This window comes from Coprococcus sp. RTP31081st1_H1_RTP31081_211007 (assembly GCF_040227275.1).
Taxonomy (GTDB): Bacteria; Bacillota; Clostridia; order Lachnospirales; family Lachnospiraceae; genus Coprococcus; species Coprococcus aceti.
Window position 1 is genome coordinate 26766 of record NZ_JBEHVP010000009.1, and the last position, 21776, is coordinate 48541.

Annotated in this window: 10 protein-coding genes; all 10 read left to right on the top strand. The window is 41.9% G+C overall.

All coding sequences use genetic code 11. From position 1 onward, the window contains the following. Nucleotides 1-137: 137 nt before the first annotated feature. The 10 genes from ABUA31_RS12730 (at nucleotide 138) to cas1 (ending at nucleotide 21774) form a co-directional block, all read left to right on the top strand. Nucleotides 138-839 (top strand): iron-sulfur cluster assembly scaffold protein, encoded by a 702-nt coding sequence (locus ABUA31_RS12730; RefSeq protein WP_004853825.1) that lies wholly within the window; start codon nucleotides 138-140, stop codon nucleotides 837-839. A 29-nt stretch (nucleotides 840-868) separates the two neighbouring features. Beyond that, nucleotides 869-1879 (top strand): GGGtGRT protein, encoded by a 1011-nt coding sequence (locus ABUA31_RS12735; protein WP_004853826.1) that lies wholly within the window; start codon nucleotides 869-871, stop codon nucleotides 1877-1879. 762 nt (nucleotides 1880-2641) lie between these two features. Continuing rightward, entirely contained in the window at nucleotides 2642-2926 is a 285-nt protein-coding gene (locus ABUA31_RS12740) for a hypothetical protein (protein ID WP_118649047.1), read from the top strand. 376 nt (nucleotides 2927-3302) lie between these two features. Then, nucleotides 3303-3626 (top strand): hypothetical protein, encoded by a 324-nt coding sequence (locus tag ABUA31_RS12745; protein ID WP_349818276.1) that lies wholly within the window; start codon nucleotides 3303-3305, stop codon nucleotides 3624-3626. Nucleotides 3627-3756: 130 nt separating this feature from the next. Beyond that, nucleotides 3757-4728, top strand: coding sequence for a GH25 family lysozyme (locus ABUA31_RS12750; protein WP_349818277.1), 972 nt, complete (start codon nucleotides 3757-3759; stop codon nucleotides 4726-4728). 177 nt (nucleotides 4729-4905) lie between these two features. Continuing rightward, entirely contained in the window at nucleotides 4906-5604 is a 699-nt protein-coding gene (locus ABUA31_RS12755; protein ID WP_015533113.1) for a zinc metallopeptidase, read from the top strand. Between the two features lie 187 nt (nucleotides 5605-5791). Continuing rightward, nucleotides 5792-14095 carry a leucine-rich repeat protein gene (locus ABUA31_RS12760; RefSeq protein WP_349818278.1) on the top strand — a complete coding sequence of 2768 codons (8304 nt, stop codon included), beginning with the start codon at nucleotides 5792-5794 and terminating at the stop codon, nucleotides 14093-14095. A 156-nt stretch (nucleotides 14096-14251) separates the two neighbouring features. Then, the gene (locus ABUA31_RS12765; protein ID WP_349818279.1) at nucleotides 14252-16393 is read left to right on the top strand and encodes an ATP-dependent helicase; all 2142 of its coding nucleotides are present in this window, start codon (nucleotides 14252-14254) and stop codon (nucleotides 16391-16393) included. A 428-nt stretch (nucleotides 16394-16821) separates the two neighbouring features. Continuing rightward, nucleotides 16822-20883, top strand: coding sequence for a type II CRISPR RNA-guided endonuclease Cas9 (gene cas9 / locus ABUA31_RS12770; RefSeq protein ID WP_349818280.1), 4062 nt, complete (start codon nucleotides 16822-16824; stop codon nucleotides 20881-20883). A 21-nt stretch (nucleotides 20884-20904) separates the two neighbouring features. Further along, nucleotides 20905-21774: a type II CRISPR-associated endonuclease Cas1 gene (gene cas1 / locus ABUA31_RS12775; RefSeq protein ID WP_349818281.1), complete on the top strand. Its 870-nt coding sequence runs from the start codon at nucleotides 20905-20907 to the stop codon at nucleotides 21772-21774. The last annotated feature ends 2 nt before the right edge of the window (nucleotides 21775-21776 follow it).

Here is a 21776-nt window from a genome sequence, read left to right on the forward strand (position 1 = left end):
AAGTACACGCAAATGCGACAAAAATTTTCAATAAGCTATGGACTTCATAACTGTTTTGTGAGAAAATACCACTGATGGTTTGAATTAGAGAATTCGGAACCGCTTTTAAGAATTCATATTTTGAAAGGAGTTTCACAATGATTTACACTAAGGAAGTTGAAAACATGTGCCCTGTAGCAAAGGGTGCAAAGCATGAGCCAGCTCCTATCCCAGAAGAAGGAAAGTGGGTTTACTCAAAGGAAATCAAAGACATCTCTGGTTTTACACATGGTGTAGGCTGGTGTGCACCACAGCAGGGTGCCTGCAAGCTTTCACTTAACGTAAAAGAGGGTGTTATCGAGGAGGCTCTTGTCGAGACTATTGGATGTTCAGGTATGACACATTCAGCAGCTATGGCAGCTGAGATTCTTCAGGGTAAGACAATCCTTGAGGCTCTCAACACTGACCTTGTGTGCGATGCTATCAATACAGCAATGAGAGAGTTATTCCTTCAGATCGTATACGGACGTACACAGAGTGCATTCTCAGATGACGGACTTGCAGTTGGTGCCGGACTTGAGGATCTTGGAAAGGGTCTTCGTTCACAGGTTGGTACAATGTATGCAACAAAGGCTAAGGGTGTTCGTTACCTTGAGATGGCAGAGGGCTATGTAACAGGAATAGCACTTGATGCAGATGACGAAGTTATCGGATATCAGTTCGTTTCTCTTGGAAAGATGACTGACTTTATCAAGAAGGGTGATGACCCTAACACAGCTTGGGAGAAGGCTTCAGGTTCATACGGACGTGTTAAGCCAGAGCAGGGCGCTGTTAAGATCATCGATCCACGTAAAGAGTAGTCGGAAATAGAGGAAAGGAGAACGAGACAATGGCATTATTTGAATCATATGAAAGAAGAATAGACCAGATAAACGCTGTACTTAACAGCTATGGAATCAGCTCAATCGAAGAAGCTGAGAAGATCACAAAGGACGCTGGACTTGACGTTTACAATCAGGTAAAGGGTATTCAGCCAATTTGTTTTGAGAATGCTTGCTGGGCATATACAGTAGGTGCAGCAATCGCAATCAAGAAGGGATGCAGAAAGGCAGCAGACGCAGCAGCAGCTATCGGCGAGGGTCTTCAGGCATTCTGTATACCAGGTTCTGTTGCAGATCATCGTAAGGTTGGTCTTGGACATGGTAACCTTGGTAAGATGTTACTTGAGGAGGAGACAGAGTGCTTCTGTTTCTTAGCAGGTCATGAGTCATTTGCAGCAGCTGAGGGTGCTATCGGTATCGCTGAGAAGGCTAACAAGGTTCGTAAAAAACCTCTTAGAGTTATCCTTAACGGTCTTGGTAAGGATGCAGCTCAGATCATCTCAAGAATCAATGGATTTACATATGTTGAGACAAAGTATGACTACAAGAAGGCTGAGCTCAATGTAGTATACGAGAAGGCATATTCAGATGGTATTCGTGCAACAGTTAAGTGCTACGGCGCTGACGATGTTCAGGAAGGTGTTGCTATCATGCACAAGGAGAACGTTGGTGTATCTATCACAGGTAACTCAACAAACCCTACACGTTTCCAGCATCCAGTTGCAGGTACATACAAGAAGGAGTGTATCGAGCAGGGTAAGAAGTACTTCTCAGTAGCATCAGGCGGTGGTACAGGACGTACACTTCACCCAGATAACATGGCAGCAGGTCCTGCTTCATACGGTATGACAGATACTCTCGGACGTATGCACAGTGATGCACAGTTCGCTGGTTCATCATCAGTTCCTGCACACGTAGAGATGATGGGACTTATCGGAATGGGTAACAACCCTATGGTTGGTGCTACAGTTGCTGTAGCTGTTTCTGTTGAGGAAGCTGCTAACGCTGGCAAGTTCTAAATAAAAACCTAGTATTTAAACGATTTAGAGGGCTTTTAGAGAGATCTAAAGGCTCTCTATTTTTTTGATTTTTAAATTCTTTGAAGGTTGAAATCAATTTTGATGAATACAAATTTGGCATGCTTGTATATTATGATGATGACAGCCATACATATGAAATATTGCTTTGATATTCAGCATTAGTTGGAAAACGGGAGTTGCTAAGGAATTTTACAGCAACTCTTTTGTTTTATTTTGTCAAGACTTGTTTTATATTTATTCGGTATTATAATTGCCTTACATATCAAATGGAAGGGGTGATTAAAATGGATAGAACTATAGTAGTAGAATATTTTGATGGCGAGAAGAAAGTAAAAAAAGTTATAATTTTAAAATAATCTCGCGAAAAATTGCCTTATATGCGCATTTGTGAAAATCTATTGACTTATGGTTGATTTAGGGCTAAAGTGTGGCTACCAATCGGAAGAAAAAACAGTAGGAAGCAATATAGATTGACACATAAAATATTTGACAGCACATTTAAAAAGATACTTACGCACTCCAGAAAATATGGCATCGTTGAAATGCCTTATAAAAACAGATATAATGGGTAGCATAGATAAGAACATTGAACTTGGAAATATAACGCTTGAAGATGGGGCACAGCTTTATGGCAACTCGGAAAGAGGTTGAATTAATATCCCGATTTCAGAGAAAAGGCCTATATCAATGAATTCTGAGAATTATATATAAGACATTTGAAATAAACAAGGAGGGCATGAGATGGGCATTTATTTTAATCCAAGTAATGACAGTTTTACGAAGGACAAGAATAGTGAATTGTATCTTGATAAGACAGGTCTGCTTGAATATCTGAACAGAGTTATATGTACAAATGCTAATTGTATCAGTGTCAGTCATGCCAGACGATTTGGTAAGTCCCATGCGGCATTTGATCTTGCACTTCAGAATTTTATTTTTGACAAACGTCAAAAATATTGTATAATATACTTAACAAGACAGCCGAGCGATAGATACGTCCTATCCGTCCGGCAAAAACCATTTTAAGATGAAACACCTCATAGCTTAGCCGGCTGAGGTGTTTTTCTTATTTTCTATGATTCAGAATTGTCACAATAAGTATCGCAACGGTTAATATAACCATGAATTCCTCATATGTACTCATAAGGCACCACTCCCTTCCAAGACTCGAACGGATATGGTGTAACACCCCTCGGCTGCCCGGTTAAATACATTATTCTATTTTCATACAGAAGTAATTTTGATATATATACATTTTGGAGATTCCTATATAACGTAAAACACCTCGCATTAACGCGAGGTTGGATTTAAAAAGAGATTTAAGAACACAATAATATTTTATAACCACATACCACCTTCCGGAATACATTAAACTATATCATGGACAAGGAGGTGAATACGCATGGACAGATTCGCAGTATATCTTGTAGTTGTTGCGGTTCTTTGCACTTTGATATCGGTAATAACGGAATTTACGAAAGAGGTAGGAGTGCTGAAGAAGATCCCTACCTCTTTTCAGGTTCTGATCACCAGTGTCATTGTGTGTGAGGTGGGACTTTTTGTTGGACTATCATTTTATCACATAGCATTTGTGTGGTATTATCCTGTGGCTGCGTTTTTCGGGGCATTTGTCATTGCGATTTTATGTACCCGGGGATGGGACTACCTGATATCGATATTCAAGCGGTTTTACAATGGCGGAGATAAGGAAAAGTGGCATGAATAAAGGCGTCATGACAGTGGCACATGTAATACGAGACAGATAAGTATAAGTTCGGAATAATGATCCTAAGATTGTCTCCTGATTCAATGTCTGGAATATTATATACAGACAAAGAAATTCAGGAGACAATTTTATGGCTTCTAATAATGTTCCATTAAAGGGCTACATGGATGGTATAGATATATCAGCGTGGCAGGATACTATAGATATAACCAAGGTGCCTTGTGACTTTGTGATAGTGAAAGCTACGGAGGGCACGGACTACAAGAACAGGTATTTTGCAAAGCACTGTGACCAAGCGATGAAAGCGGGAAAACTCCTGGGGGCATTCCATTATGCAAATGGTGGCGATCCCCACAGTGAGGCTGAGTATTTCATAGCATACAGTAAGAAATATGTGGGCAAGGCGATACTTGTCCTTGACTGGGAGGGGCAGAATAATCCGCAGTTTGGCAGAAGTGACAGGGCATGGTGCAAAGAGTGGTGTGATCATGTGTACAGTAAGACCGGTGTTAAGCCTCTGATCTATATCCAGAAGAGCGCCATGGACAATGTGAAGGGCCTGGGATACAGGCTGTGGGTTGCACAGTATCCTGATTACGAGCGGACGGGATATCAGGAGCATCCATGGAATGAAGGTCAATACGAATGTGATATCAGACAGTACACATCCGTTGGAAGACTTCCGGGTTACGATGGCAATCTCGATCTGAATAAGTCATATATAGACAAGACGACATGGAAAAAATATGCCGCAAAAAAGACTGGTGGTTCACAGGAGAAAGATACTGGCAGTAACAGCGGAAAAAGTAATAATAAAAAGAAAAGCATAGAATTGATCGCAAAGGAAGTCATAGCCGGAAAATGGGGGAACGGCGATGACCGGAAGAGCAGACTGAAAAAGGCAGGATATGATTACAATAAGGTTCAGGCGAAGGTAAATGCAGTGGTCAAGGCTTCGCAGAAGAAATCGATAGATGTGATAGCCAGAGAGGTCATAGCCGGCGACTGGGGAAATGGCGATGACAGAAAGAACAGGCTGAAGAAGGCAGGGTATGATCATGTCAAGGTGCAGAATAAGGTAAATGAGATGTTTGGCAGATAGCTGCAGGTAAATGACATAAGAAAAATGGCAGGAGAACGAAGTATAAAATTAGTTCCGGCAAAAATGAAATTTATATGAAGTATCATCCACACCTGTTGACGAAGCGCAATATATACTATAGGATAGTGGAAAACAAAAGCCCCCGTCAGGGATACATGAAAGGAAAAGGTGATATATATGCCATATTATGGATTTTATTTTGACCCAACATATCTGTTGGTTCTCATAGGCGTGGTTCTCTGCATGATAGCGTCGGCAAGAGTCAAGACCACATACAAGAAGTATGAGAAGGTGGGATCGCGGTCAGGCTACACAGCGGACCAGGTCGCATACATGATACTCAGGAATGCGGGGATAACGGATGTGTCAATACATCACATCTCAGGAGATCTGACTGATAATTACAATCCTAAGGAGCATACGCTCAATCTGTCGGACAGCGTGTATGGTTCCAGATCCATCGCAGCGATAGGCGTGGCAGCCCATGAGTGCGGACATGCCATACAGCATGCAAATGCATATGCACCGCTCACCATCAGGTCAGCCATCATTCCAGCGGCAAATATAGGCTCAGCCATATCATGGCCGCTCATACTTATAGGACTTCTCATTCCGAGGGTTGATTACCTTATAACACTCGGAATCATACTGTTCTCACTGGTTGTTGTCCTACAGTTTGTGACACTTCCGGTGGAGTTCAATGCATCGAGAAGAGCCATGGCGATACTGGAGGGCAGCGGATATCTCTATCCGGATGAACTCAAGGGTGCAAGAAGTGTACTCACAGCGGCAGCTATGACATATGTGGCAGCCATGGTATCAGCATCACTTCAGTTGCTCAGACTTGTATTATTGTTTGGCAACAGGAGAAGATAGCGGAATTATAACAGAAAATATAAAAATGCATAAAAAAGTCTTGTGAATTTGTTGATAGTATTTGCAACTTTGCTATGGTAAAATGGTTAAAGTGGCAAAAATCTACATATTTGCAAGACTTTTTCTGTTATTGTGCACAATTATAACAGGAAAGTCTACATAACAATTAATTAAGGGAGGGTAATTGATGAGAAAGAGAAGGCTACGAGGAGTTATAACGGCCTTGTCGGTGCTTACTGCTATTGGCATGGCATCGGGAATAACGGCATTTGCGGCGGACGGAACACAGTCTGAAGCTGCGGATACGGGAAAGGGGCTGGAGTATGTATATGAGTCGTCAGGCTCTACACCATCAGGTGTCACGCTCAACGGCAATTCGGTAATCATAAAGCAGTCGCCGAATTCCACTGACAGCGAGCAGTTATTCAATATTTACAATGACAAAGACAGGGATGGAATCCTTGATGAGGGCGAGGAAGCTTTCACATTGGATGGAAGCACGGACATACAATATGGCAATATATATGGAATCTATCATGGTAAGGGCAGTTCGCCGATCTCCATAACCATAGACGGTGCTGAACTGCCTGCTGTATATGGAGCATTTGAGAGCACTGTTGAGACTCCGGAGAACATGACTGCGGTAACTATCAGTGTGAAGGGCGACGCGGCAGTTGAAAGTCTGTATGGACTTTTCAGGACATATTGTACAGGTGGCGTACTGATAGACACGGAAGAGTCCGTGACAATAAAGTCGCTCTATGGTCTAAGCTCTTCGACCATGGATGGAGACATCACGGAGAATATCAATTACAACTGTGATGGCAACACATTTGTCACACTGGCTACAGATGGATATTACACAGGAAAGGCTTATACGATAAATGGCGATGCAGTGTTCAATATGAACGGTGCCGGCATCAGTTCCGTGTATATTGTGCAGAACGGAGCTGTGCTCAGCAAGACACTGACGTCCAAGGTGACTGACTCCAAGGTAGACAATCTGTGCGGAGTTTCCCAGAGCGCAAAGGTTGATGGTGACGTGAGCCTTACATTTGACGGAATATCAGCCGTAAAGGATGGAAGCAGTGCCAGTGTATATGGTGCGTCAAGTGCGACTATCCTTGGAAATCTGGACCTTAAGCTGAAAAGCCAGTCTGGATCAGAGATGTCTGTGTATGGCACCAATAATACAAATATAAAGGGAAATGTAAATGTCAGCGTTGATGGCTCAGGAGCAAAGTTCAACACCATATATGGAATGTATGGCGGTATGATGGGCGGAAGGGCTGATATAGATATAAAGAACTGCGCTGCCGGTTACACAACATGTGGCATGAATTCGGTTTCGTTCAGTCAGACTCAGCCGGAGGAAGAAGGAACATATACGTATACTGTGAACATGGAGAATATCACTGGTGCCAGCGGCAGGGTATATGGAATTTCAAATTGTTCCGGTATCACTTCTGCCAGCGTTGTAATGAAGGCTGTGGCAACAACAGATACATTAAATGGCATGTATCTGAGCACAGGTGTAAAAGGTGATATAAAGGCAGAACTTTACAACTGTAATGCAGCCTATGTAAATGCTCTGGAGCTGTCAAATGTGACGGTAAATGGTTCTGTAGATGCCATAGTTTCGGGCTGCAGCATCACGAGATCTCTGAATGTAGAGCAGGGCGGAAGCATCAGTAAGGATCTTAACATAAGCGTCAGCAACGTTATCAGCAGTTCAGCACGGTTTGTATACGGCGGTAGCTGTCTGGGGAATATGACGGTCAATGTGGATGGCATGAATGATGAATCCATAGTAGACGAAAATGGTGATCCGCTTGTGAACTCGTATGAATACGCGGGCAGCGACATGTTTACCATGATGGGCAACTTTGCACTGGCAGGGGAACTCAAGGCGGATATAGCAAAGATACATTTTGCAAAATGTGGACTCGCCGGAGGTGATTACAGTTGCGGAAATATCGGAACAAAGGTTGACATAACGTTGTCAGACAGCAGTATAAATGGACTGGCGGGAAATAATATTTTCTATCTGGCAAATGAGAGCTATTCCGGTTCAACCGAGAATACAGTTCCTGTTGATATAAAGATCAACAACACAGATTTTACAAATGCAGACGGAATAAGCTTCCAGATGTATATAGGTAATAACAAGGATGCAAAAGTTACATTTGATGACAAGTGCAGTATGCCGGAGAAGTATTATATGGCTCCAAGCATGAATACCACCGGCTCATCTGTCATAACCTATGGACAGAATATATATTATGGCGGACAGAATCTTGTGATAGACAAGGATGTAACTGCTGACAATATTTACTTTGGTAACTTCACAGAGAACGGAAGCCAGGGCAATGCCGTGATCGTTATCAACAAGGGGGTAACGTTAACTGCAAAAGAGGGTATATATGCAGCAGGCGGTTCAAATATACTCCACAGTGGAATCCTCAAGGGAACATTTAAGGCGACTGATGGGTATCTGCCAAATATATTCTCAAAGGGGGGCGTAATAGAGGACTCGGCTGTAGGGGATGTTGCAAATGTAAATTATTCATTAGATGTTGTGTCCAACGAGAAGGCCGTAACGTACACCATGACAGGCAAGACGTCACAGTATATTGATCCTGATGGTACTTATGTCAAGGGCGGCGCAGATGTCAAGATAACACCGACAGTGAACAAGGGATATATTCTTGACAAGGTGACCTTCAGAGGTCAGAGCGACACAGCGGAAAATTCAGCGGTTGAAGCAAATGGCGTGTACACGTTCAGCATGCCGAACGAGCCTTGTACAGTGACGATCGCAACGACAGGAAAGCAGATCGTGGTATCCAAGACAACTGTTGATCCATCGGCACTGCTTGGAAAAGAATACACAGCAGCTTCACCTCTCTATGACATGGCAGATCTTGTCATATCAAACGACGCAAGAGAGGGCGAGGTTACATACGAGATCGACGAGACAAATGGTCTTCCTGAGGGACTCACATTGACCGATGGCAAGATCGTCGGAACGGCAAGAAAGCTTTATGAAGACGGAAAAAATGTCATAGTCCATGTGACAGGAAGAAACGGTTCAAAGGCACAGCTCTCATTGAACGTGATTGTCTCAAATGAGGAGAAGAAACAGGACAACCAGGATGGCCGAATCGTAGTTGATGAGGATGAGAAGACTATATGTCTCAACGGAACATCGGTGGTCATCCAGGCAAAGGACGACACAGATACAGAGATATACGTGGACGACAATCAGGATGGACAGGCAGATGGCAAGACACCTCTGTACACCGGAGATCTGTCGGAGTACACGATAACAGGTGTCGAGGACAACGCCATAAGACGAAGCATCAGGATCACCATGACGGGGGGAAATGTAAAAGCAATATACGGTGCAAAGGATTCAGAGCTTTCATATGAAGGCGGCGATGCGGTGAGTATAAATATCCGTGGTGGTAAGGCAGCAACTATGTATGTCCTGTCGAATTCAACCGTTGATGGAACCATAGCATATGAGATCGCAGAGAACACTGTAGATAAGGGCGGATTTGCAGCGGATACAACATCAAAATATACCGGTGCATTCATGAGAAACAGCAAGGATATCGTAACTATCAGAGGAACCTATGTTGTGAATAAGAAGCTCACGGCAACGGCTCTGATAATCTATGACAGTGCGGCAGTTGATGTAAATGCTCCGGTTGAGGTAACGGATTATGTGTCACTGAACGAGAGATCATCCGCAGTATTTAACGATACGCTGACCGCTGACAGGCTTGGTTATTCAAAGTATGCCAAGGCAGTTGTGAATGGAGATACGAAGCTTGCGGCTCTCAATATGACACAGTATGACACGACACTCACAATAGGCGAGGATGCGCTGTTTGATGTTGGCAAGGTCAACATGACATCAGGCTGGGCAAGAGTATATCAGAAGGGTACGTTCAAGTGTCCTTCAGACCGGTTCAGCAACAAAGGTGTGTGGGTGGCAGCAGGAAAATTTGCAGATGATATAGATGCCAGCGGCTGGACAGGAGTGTATTACAGCTATGCAGGCGGCTCAACAAACATGGACAACACATCAGCAAAATTGGCTGCACAGTCATATGTAGTTGAATATGAGAATGTCAAATATGTTGCCTGCAAACAGGCGATCACAGTTAGCTATACCGATGTGCCGGGTTACACAGCCTATGTGTCGGCAAATGGCGGCGAGCCGGTACAGGGAAGCAACGGAAGTGCAAAGGTGACAGGCCCGGATTCATCTATGTCTATTGTAGTGGATTATGTGGCAGACCAGATAGACATCAGTAAGGAATACGCAGATCCGACTCTGGCGGCGGAGACCAAGTACACAGCGGCTTCACCAGCGTACGATCTCACGATCCTCAAGGTTACAGGAGATACCACAAAGGATTATGGAACTGACATGCAGTACAGACTGAAGAGCGGTTCGACACTTCCATCAGGACTTGTGCTTGAGTCGGGTAAGATAATAGGAACAGCCAAGAATGCAGGTGAAAGCACAGTAACATTTGTCATAACAGGACGAAATGGAGCATCGGTTGATTTCCCAGTGGTATTCAAGGTACTGCCGGCAGGCACGGAGATACCTGATATCAACAAGCTTGGTGTATCTGTGAACACAGAGGATAAGACCATTGATCTCGGTGGAAATTCGGCAGTGATAATAGTTGATCCATCGGACAGCAGCAAGAGCTCAGTATATCTGGATGCTGATCACAACGGAGTGGCAGACGACAACAGACCACTCAGAATAGACGGAGAGGTTACATATGATCTGTCAGGCTACAGCATATCAGGCTATACGGACACAGCAAATAAATACACTGGTGACATATCGGTGACACTCAGAAGCGGAAATGTCGGCAATATATGTGCTGCGGGTTTAACTGACAGCAAGGCAGACCGCGTGACGATAGATGGAAATGTAACCATGACGATCATGGGCGGTTATGTGTCAGGCACTGTAGCTGCGGCAGGAAACGCTGATGTAAAGACAGTGACCTTCACGGCAGAGGACGGAAGAGCAGGAAGCGTGGTATACGGTGCGTACAATACAAATGCGGAGAAGGTAGACTTCACATTTGCAAAGTCTGCACAGATGTACACACCGGAATCAACCAAGTCTGAGAATATGTATGTCACATCGGGTGGATCAGTATCCGGTGATGTGGATATAAGAGTTGGTATAACTGATCATTACAATACATTTATATACGGTGCGGATTACATGAACAAGCGCTCCTACTTCAATGGAGTGTCGGGAACAGTCGTATCCGGAAATGTGAACTGTGTGGTTGATGGAAGATGGTGCGCTGAGAAGTGCAACAACTTTGTCCAGCAGTCAAATGTGAAGGGAGATCTGTATGCCGAGATAAAGTCAGGAGAACTCAGAAAAAATGACGTCAACAATGAGCATAGCAAGGCATTGGTATTTAACTATGGTCACAGCATTGGAAATATATACGTCAAGGCAGGAACAGAGGGCGCTGTCACAGGTGACTTTGTACTTGCGGCAGGCGGTAAGGTTGGCAAGGTAGAGTATGTAGACGAGAATGCAAAGTCCACAGCTACTGTAAAGGGCACCGCTGACAATTACCAGGTTGAGAGTCTGGGTTCACTGTATATGTCTCTCGCCGGCAAATTAACTATAGGCGGAGACTACACACTTGACAGAGAGGTGGAGGTAAAACAGCTTGAGATCCTCAAGGATTCAAAGCTGACCATCGCCGATGGCGCAGCTCTTACAAATACATCGACAGCGACAGTTACCGGTGATGTTGAGAACCTTGGCACATGGAATGTGGACGGCGCTCTGACTATGACAGGATCACTGGTCAACAGAGGTGCATGGAATCTGAAAGGAAATGTTCAGGCTTCAGCAACAGTAGATAACTACGGAGAGATCACAGCCACAAATAGTGAGAGGATCACCTTGAATACAAATGCAAAGCTCATAAACAGAGCTGATGCACAGTTTACATTTGGCAACCTCACAAACAGTGCAATGATCGTAAACTATGGTAATATGAAGCAGCTTGCATATACGTCAAGCCTTGGAAGCGGAAGCATACTTACCACAGTGATTCCGGATATGGTGTACGCACTGAAAAATTACAGCGTCATTTTCTACAAGCTTGATGTGGATTATCCTGCATATTGCTTCAAGGATGGCGATGCAAAGATAGAGAAGAGTTCATCGGCAACAAGATGTCAGAAGAAGTCAGGTGTTGACGGTGACGATGCACTCTATATACAGGGTGGCAAGTCGTTCTACATCACAATAGACGGTGAGCCGATAGATGGAATGGCGGTGGATTCAGTTGTATTTGGACCGGATGACACAGCCATGACTACAAGTAACAACCGTCTCTGGAGCGGCGTCATGACATATGAGCCGGCAACAGTTACGGTAAATATGGCAAAGCAGGAGGCCGTAAATATAACTCTCGCAAAGACGGAGGATACAGTTAAGGCGCAGGTTGCAAAGACAACCACAAAGGATGAGCCATTATATGATCTGACAGCCATAGAGATCCAGAATGATGAAGCTGTGGACAACGGATATGTGTCATACTCCCTTGCAAAGGGACAGACACTTCCGGCAGGACTTGTGATATACGATGGAAAGGTATATGGAACGCCGAAGACTGCAAGTGCTGAGGCACAGACAGTCAAGTTCACGGTGAGAGGACAGAATCAGACAGTGGCTGAGTTCACACTGATCATATCCAGCGTGGAGAAGGGAATACCTTCATTTACTGCCGGAAAGGCGGGCGACGCATATGCCGGCAAGACCCTTGCGGATGTGGAGCTTCCAACATCGGCAGCAGGAAAGTACATGTGGGCAGATGGAACACAGCAGGTAGGCAAGGCCGGAACAAGCGAGACCTACGATGCATACTTTGTTCCAGACGACACAGCAAACTATGACTGGAGCAAGATCGATGCAGCAGAGGGAACATATGAGGAACTGGAAGACGGAAGTGTGAGAATTGCAGTGAAGCTTTCAGTGTATGTGAGAAAGCAGGATCCTGTATTTACAGTTCCGGAGAATGTCACAGCTACATACGGAGACACTGTTGGCAAGATACTCCTGCCTGAGACAGCAGGTGGAATGTTCATCTGGGAGAATGCAGATGAATCTGTGGGAGAGGTTGGAACAAAGACTTTCCTTGCAACATTTGTACCTGAAGATGAGGATGTATACGAGAGAGCAGAGCATGTGGAGATAACTGTTCAGATTCTTCCTGCAAATGCAGTATTTACTCAGGCGATAGATTCACTGAGTGCTAAGGAGAATATGACTCTTGCAGACATAGAGCTTCCAGAGCGCGAGGATGGAGTATACACATGGTATACAGACAGAACGACAAAGGTTGAGGATGGCAATACATACAAGCTTTGCTTCAAGCCTGCAGATACAGTAAATTATGACTGGACATCAGTTACAGGATGGAACAGGGCTTACAATGGAGTTGTATTCAATGTAAAGATCACCATCGAGAAAGAGCCGGAGCAGCATGTACACGATTACGGCAATAAGTACAAGAGCGACAGCAGATCTCACTGGTATCAGTGCTCATGTGGAGAGAAGTCAGGCCTGGCAAATCACACATGGGACAAGGGAGCGATAACGACCAAGCCTACAGACACAGCGGCAGGTAAGAAGACATTTACCTGTACCAAGTGTGGGTACAAGCGTTATGAGTCAGTAGCTGCCTTTGGAATAGACATAGGAAATTCCAAGAACAATGTGGTCGTAAGCGGTATAGAAAAGAATGGATATACATACACAGGATCATCTATCACTGTTAAATCGCTTGCGCTGAGGAGAGGCAAAACAACACTGAAGAATGGTGTGGATTACACCGTACAGTACAAGAACAACAAGAATATCGGTACAGCGACAGTAAAGATCAATGGTAAGGGTAATTACAGAGGCTCCGTCAGCAAGACATTTGCTATCAAGGCTGGCAAGGGCAAGATATATAAAGTTGCGCAGAAGGGCGTGCCTGGCTATCTGAAATATAAGGTGACAAATGCCGCTTCAAATGGCAAGGGAACAGTGACACTTGTTGGAAGTACAAGCAAGAAGAGCGACAAGAAGTTCAAGTCACTCACGGTTGCATCCAGTGTCAAGATCGGTGGAGTGAACTTCAATGTTACGGCTGTAGGAGCGAAAGCATTTACAGGACGCAAATATCTCACCACGGTTGTGATCGGAGGAAACGTTAAGACCATAGGCGGTGCAGCATTCAGCAAGTGTGGAAAGCTTGGAAAAGTTACCATAAAGTCTACAAGGATAACGACTATCGGTAAGAATGCTTTCCAGGGTGTCAAGAGCAATGTGAAGATATATCTTCCTAAGAAGAAATATGACGCATATGCAAAGAAGCTCAAGGTGAAGGGAATGAACACTCCTAAGAAAGCGGTTTACAAAAAGTCAAAATAAATGAAATGCGTTGATGCATTGACGGGACAGTCACAGATTATGTGGCTGTCCTGTTTTTTATGTGAAGATCGTTCTGGTGTAAAACCATGAGTGTAGTGACAGGAAAGATATAATCTGCTATACTGAACATATGTTTGCAAATATATGGAGGACTGTATGGATAATTTTATAGATGAACTGAATGAACAGCAAAGGGAGGCAGTGACCACCACAGAAGGGTATGTGCGCATAATTGCGGGAGCGGGAACCGGCAAGACAAAGGCGCTCACATACAGGTATGCGTATCTGGTGGATGAGCTTGGAATATCCACATCGAATATACTGTGTGTCACATTTACAAATAAAGCGGCGAGGGAGATGAGCAAGCGTATCAGACAGATGATCGGGGACAGTGATACGGGATACATCTGCACATTTCACGGCTTCTGTGTGAAGCTTCTGAGGGAGGATATCCATGCCATCAATTATCCCCAGAACTTTGTGGTGATGGACAGCGAGGACACGGAGGAGATACTCAAAACTGTGTACGAGAATGCCCATATACAGTCGAGAACATATACATTTGACATGGCGAGGGATCACATATCGGCGATGAAGAACGAGATGCAGCACATTGCATATCTGGCGGACATAAGCAACGACAGACTGCTGGCGGATTATGAGAAGGCTTCAGACATTCCTGAAAAAGTATTTCTGGGATACCTGTACGAACAGAAGAAGGTGTATGGACTTGACTATGATGATCTCATAACCATTGCGCTCCACATCCTCAGAAACGATGCGGAGAAATGCCACAAATGGCAGGAACGCATGATGTATGTCATGGTGGACGAGTTTCAGGATGTCAGCGGTAACCAGTATGCGCTGGCGGAGATACTCAGCGGTTATCACAGGAATCTGTTCATCGTGGGCGATCCGGATCAGACCATATATACGTGGCGCGGGGCAAGGATAGAGTACATACTGGAATTCGACAAGGACCATGAGAATACACAGACCATATTCCTCGACACGAATTATCGTTCAACTCCTGACATACTGGCGGTGTCCAACTCACTGATCGAGAAGAACAGGAACAGACTGCCCCACAGGCTTGTGGCTGTGAAGCCGTCAGAGGCGCGCCCTCTGTACGTACATTCCAGGACCACCGGGGATGAAGCCCAGTGGGTGACAAACGAGATAAAAAGACTGGTTGAGGCGGGCGCAAAGTACAGTGACATAGCCGTTTTGTACAGATCACATTTCGTGTCGAGAAGCATAGAGGAAGCATTTATCAAGACAAAGATCCCGTATATCCTCTACAGCGGAACAGAGTTCTACAAACGCAAGGAGATAAAGGATGTGCTGGCATATCTCAGGATGGTGGCATACGCGGATGATCTGTCATTCCGCAGGGTGATAAATGAACCAAAGCGGAACTTTGGTAAAAAGAGAATGTCGATGCTGAAGTCGTACTGTGAGACTCACAGATGCTCACTGTACAGCGGTCTTCAGGATCTTCTGGAGGAGAAGACTGTTAAGTCGACAGGTGCTTCAGCCTTTGTCGATATCATAGAAAATTTTAGAAAGACATACAAGGAGAAAAGTCTGTCTGATCTTGTGACGGAGCTCATGGCCGCCACGGGCTACGAGGCGATGCTCAGACAGGCGGGCGAACAGGAAAGGCTGGACAACCTGGCAGAGCTGAAGCAGTCGATAGACGAATATGAGAAGACCTCCGGTGAGGAGAATTCGCTGGAGGAATATCTGCAGAGCATAGCTCTCTACACGAACAATGACAGGGAGAAGGACAAGGATTCTGTGACGATGATGACCATACACACCGCAAAGGGCCTGGAGTTCCCATATGTGTTCGTGTGCGGTGTAAATGAAGGCATATTCCCAAGCAAGCACGTGGACACTGAGGCGATGCTCGAGGAGGAACGCCGCATGGCATACGTGGCATGTACCAGAGCGGAGCGCGGTCTGTATATCAGCGATGCCGAGGGGCTGAACTACGATGATTCTTTCAGATACCCGTCCCGGTTCATCTTCAACATAGACCGGGAAGCAATCGACTACGTGAACGAGCTCCCGCAGCGCCTTGTTGACGACACCAAGAGCTACATAGCCGCAAATGAGAGCCGCTATATGCCGCTGGACACCGAGCTAAAGCCCGGAGACAGGGTGAGACACAAGGTGTTCGGCGAGGGCACTATAACCGGTATCAGGGGAGATATAGGGTGCTATGTGGTTAAGTTTGATAGGGTGGAGACGGAGAGGAACTTGAAGATTGGGGTGGGGCTGGAGCGAGTGTGATGGTATTGGATTAGACATAGAGTTGTGAAAGCCTGTATAAACAGGGTTGATGAAAGCGTGGGCCGGCAGTGGACGATGGAGGCGTCTGTTGCCGGTCTTTTGTGTATAATTTTAAGCATTTTAAATGGTGTGTAAAAAAACGAACATTAAATTATGTAAAATTACGAATAAAAAGGTGTTAAATGGTTTGAAAAACTATTCATAGAAAAACAAATGATATATAATGTATTATATGTAATATAAGGGACGTTACAATTGGAATAATGATTATTGATAATAAAATAGTAGATTAACAAAAAATCCTAAGTAAAAACTTAGGATTGATACACACACTGTGTAACCGGAAACCGGCGATTTGGTAAAAACTTTATTTGAACTCGCAATGTAAATTCATTTACACATTACATCATGAAAGGGGAATTGTCAATATGCAAACTAAGAAAGTGGATGAGTATTATGTAGGATTTGATATAGGAACAAATTCTGTAGGATATGCCGTAACAGACAAAAATTATAATCTTATAAAGCATGGTGGTGAGCCGATGTGGGGAAGTCATGTATTTGAGGCAGCATCGACTGCACAGGAACGAAGAACTTTTCGAACAGCAAGACGTCGAAACGACAGAAAAAAACAAAGAATAGCGTTGGTTTCAGAAATATTTGCGCCGGAAATAGCAAAAGTCGATCCTAGATTTTTTATCAGGCGAAGAGAAAGTGCATTGTTTAGGGATGACGTAGATATAAAGGATAGATATGTGGTATTTAATGATGATGATTTCACGGACAAGGATTATTATGATATATATCCAACAATACATCATCTTATATATGATCTTATGTCAAATAAAGAAAAACATGATATACGTCTTGTATATATGGCATGTGCATATTTAGTCGCACATAGAGGTCATTTTTTGAGTGAAGTAAGCAAAGATAATATTGAGGATGTGCTAGATTTTGATGTGGTATATTGCAACTTCCTTAATGTTATGGATAATTATGCAGAAATTCCATGGAAGTGTGATATATCAAAGTTTAAGGAGATATTGAAGAAGAAACAGACGGTTACCAACAAAGAGAGAGAGTTCCTTCAGTTACTGAATGAAGGAAAGAAGTTTAAAACTTCTGAAGAAGATGATGTGAGTAGAGAAGGGTTAGTAAAACTCCTGAGCGGTGGAACTTATGAATTGGGTAAGTTGTTTCCTAAGCTTACATTTGAAGAAAAGGTATCTGTATCGTTTAATATGGCCGAGGAAGATTTTGCTATGGTCTTGCAGCAACTTGGTGATGAGGGAGATATTATCAGCTCTCTAAGAAATGTATATGATTGGGCAATTTTGTCTGACGTTCTTAATGGGAAGAATAGTGTATCTGAAGGAAAAATAACAGTATATGAGCAGCATAAAAAGGATCTTTCTTTCCTAAAGTATTTTGTGAAAAAATACATCCCCAATAGATACTATGAGGTATTTAGAGATGGAAATATTGTTGGCAATTATGTGTCATATTCATATAATCTAAAAAATGTTCAGAATGTATCAAAGTTTAAGGGAGCAAAGAAGGATGTATTTTGTGATTACATTAAGAAAGTAGTAAAAGATATCAAAGTTGATGATGAAGACAAGGTAGAATATGAAGATATGATGTTCAGACTGGATACATATTCTTTTATTCCTAAACAAGTGGAGAATGATAACAGAGTTATTCCGTATCAATTGTATTATTACGAATTGAAAAGAATACTTGATAATGCCAGTTTCTATTTGGAGTTTCTTGATGAAAAGGATATGGATGGATATACCAGTAGGGAAAAACTCCTGTCTATTATGGAATTTCGTATTCCATACTATGTTGGACCACTGAGAACAGATAATGGACAGCATGGTTGGATGAAGAGGAAGGCTGAGGGAAGGATTTACCCATGGAATTTTGAGGATAAGGTAGATCTTGATGCCAGCGAACAGGAATTCATTAATCGTATGACTAATTCGTGTACTTATTTGCCTGGAGAAACAGTGGTTCCCAAGTATTCATTATTATATTGTAAGTTCAATGTGCTTAATGAGATAAATAATATTAAGATTAATGACTGTAGTATTCCAATTGAACATAAGCAGGGAATTTATAAACTGTTCGAGAGGTATAGGAAAGTTACCCCAAAGAAGATAAAAGATTTTCTTATATCAAATAATCTTTTACATCCAGAAGATGTTATTTCGGGTATTGATGTTACTATAAAATCTTCTTTGAAGTCATATCATGATTTTAAAAAACTACTTGAAAGTTGTGTATTAAAGGAAAATCAGGTCGAGGCAATAATTGAAAGATTAACATACAGTGAAGATAAGGGTCGAATACTTAGATGGTTACACATGGAATTCCCAGATTTGTCAGATGACGATGTTAAGTATATCTCTAAACTGAAATATAGTGATTTTGGAAGACTATCTCGTAAGTTACTAGTTGGTATAAGGGGATGTAATAAAGATACTGGTGAAGTTGACTCTATTATGGGAATGTTGTGGTCTACGAATGACAATATGATGAAATTATTGTCAAACTCATATACATTTATTGAGGAGATAGAGGCAATAAAAAATGAATACTATGTTGAGCATCCAGCAAATCTTGATAGCATGCTTGATGAAATGTATGTAAGTAATGCAGTGAGAAGACCAATACATAGAACATTGGATATATTAAGTGATATACGTAAGGTGTGTGGTAAGAATCCTTCAAAAATATTTGTTGAAATGGCTCGTGGTGGTGGAGAAAAAGGAGTGCGTACAAAATCTAGAAGAGACCAGATCAGCGAGTTATACAAGAATATGGATAAAGCGGAAGTTCGTGAGCTGTCAGAACAATTAGAAGGTAAAACAGACAATGAATTGCAGAGTGAGGTACTGTTTTTATATTTTATGCAGCTTGGAAAGTGTGCATATACCCAGAAAACAATTGATATTGATAAACTTAAGACAAACATTTATAACGTTGATCATATATACCCTCAGAGCTATGTCAAGGATGATAGTATAACCAATAAAGTCCTTGTTATTTCTGAGGAGAATGGCCAGAAAGGTGATAAATATCCGATTAGTAAAGATATAAGGGAAAAAATGCAGCCATTTTGGTATAGATTGCTGTCCAATAAACTTATATCAGAAGAGAAATATAGGAGACTTACTCGCTGTACATCATTTACAGAGGAAGAGCTTACAGGTTTTATAAACAGACAGCTGGTGGAGACTCATCAGTCTACAAAGGCAGTGACAACAGTATTTAGAACATTATTCCCAGATGTAGAGATTGTATATTCTAAGGCGGGATTGGTATCTGAATTTAGAAAAGAATTTGATATGTTGAAGACAAGAAGTGTTAATGATCTTCATCATGCTAAGGATGCATATCTTAATATCGTGGTTGGAAATGTGTATCATTGTAGATTTACAAAGAATTTTTATATAACGCAGAAATATTCACTGAAGACAAAGACTTTGTTTACGCATAGTGTCAAATTGGGAGATGATGTGATTTGGAATGGACAAGAGTCTATAGGTAATGTAAGAAAAGTGTTGGCAAAGAATAATATACATTATACTAAATACCCATTTATGAGAAAAGGAGGATTGTTCGATCAGATGCCGGTGAAAGCTGCAGCTGGATTAATTCCAAGGAAGACAGGTCTGGATACAGAAAAGTATGGAGGATATAATAAGTCTACAGCCACAGCATTTTTACTTGTTAAATACAAGGAAAATGGCAAGCAGGAAGCGATGATAATGCCTGTGGATTATATGTATTCGGAAAAGGTTTTCTCTGATAATGAATACGCATTGAAATACTCAAAGAAAAATATACAAAATATATGGGGCAAAACAGATGAACAAATTACGAATGTATCTTTCCCACTGGGACTGAGACCTATAAAAATCAATACAATGTTGTCGTTCGATGGTTTCAGAGCCTGTATTACGAGAAAAGCTAATTCAGGTCAAAAAATAGGCCTTACCTCTATGATGCCATTGGTAATTGGAAATGAGTGGGAAAATTATATAAAAAAAATTGATAATTATATAGAAAAGAAAGGTAAGAATAAAAACATTACTTTAAATGAAAAAAATGATGGTATATGTGGTGAAAAGAATGAAAAATTATATTGTATATTAACTGATAAAATTATTAATAACATATATAGTATTCCATTTAATTCTCAACAAAAAATATTAGAGAATGGATATGATAAATTTAAAAAACTTGATATTGAAAGACAGGTGTATTTCTTACAGAACCTTGTGTTAGTTCTTAAGTCCGGACGAGCAGGAAGTTGCGACATGTCTGCGATAGGTGGCAGTAAAAATGCAGCGACATTTGCATTTGGATCAAAACTCTCTCTTTGGGCAAAGAAATTTCAAAAAGTATATTTGATAGATAATTCTTCATCTGGTATATATCAGAACATGTCAGATAATTTATTGGATATTATTAAATAGTATTTTGAATAGGAGTTCAGGATGGGTTTTAGAACACTTGTGATAACAAAAAGAGCTAAGCTTAATCTGACAATGGTTTTTCTTGAAATAAGAGGAGAAGAAACATTAAAAGTTTTTCTTGATGATATAGATATACTTGTTATTGATAATCAAGCAGTTTCGATGACGGCAGCATTGGTTACAGAACTGATCAAGAAAAAAATTAAAATAATTTTTTGCGATGATAAAAGAAATCCTCAGTCGGAAATTATTCCTTATTATGGTAGTGGAGATTGCTCAAGAAAGATAAAAACACAAATTGCATGGCAAGATGATATAAAGACGAAAGTTTGGACATCTATAGTGCGGGAGAAAATTATTAAACAGTCGGATTTTTTGTTGGAACTTGAGAAAGAACGTGAGTATAAATTACTTAAGCAATACATAGATGATTTGTCATATGGGGATAAGACTAACAGAGAGGGGTTGGCTGCTAAGGTATATTTCAACGCCTTGTTTGGCATGGATTTTAATAGAAATGAGGATATTCCAAGAAATGCAGCTTTGAATTATGGATATTCGTTATTGCTTTCCATTTTCAACAAAGAAATAATTTATAATGGATATATGACACAGCTAGGGTTGTTTCATGATAATAAATTTAATCCGTTCAATTTAGCATCTGATTTGATGGAACCATATAGAATTTTGGTTGATAGAATTGTATATGGAAGTAATTGGGAGCAATTTGACGCTAATGATAAGAGAAAAATGCTTAGTTTACTGGAACAGGAGATAACAATATCAGGTAATAAGCAAGTTCTCACGAATGCTATAAGAATATATGTAAGAAGTGTTTTTGACGCCCTGTGCGACAGAAATGTAGAGGAGATATTGTATTATTCAATATGAGT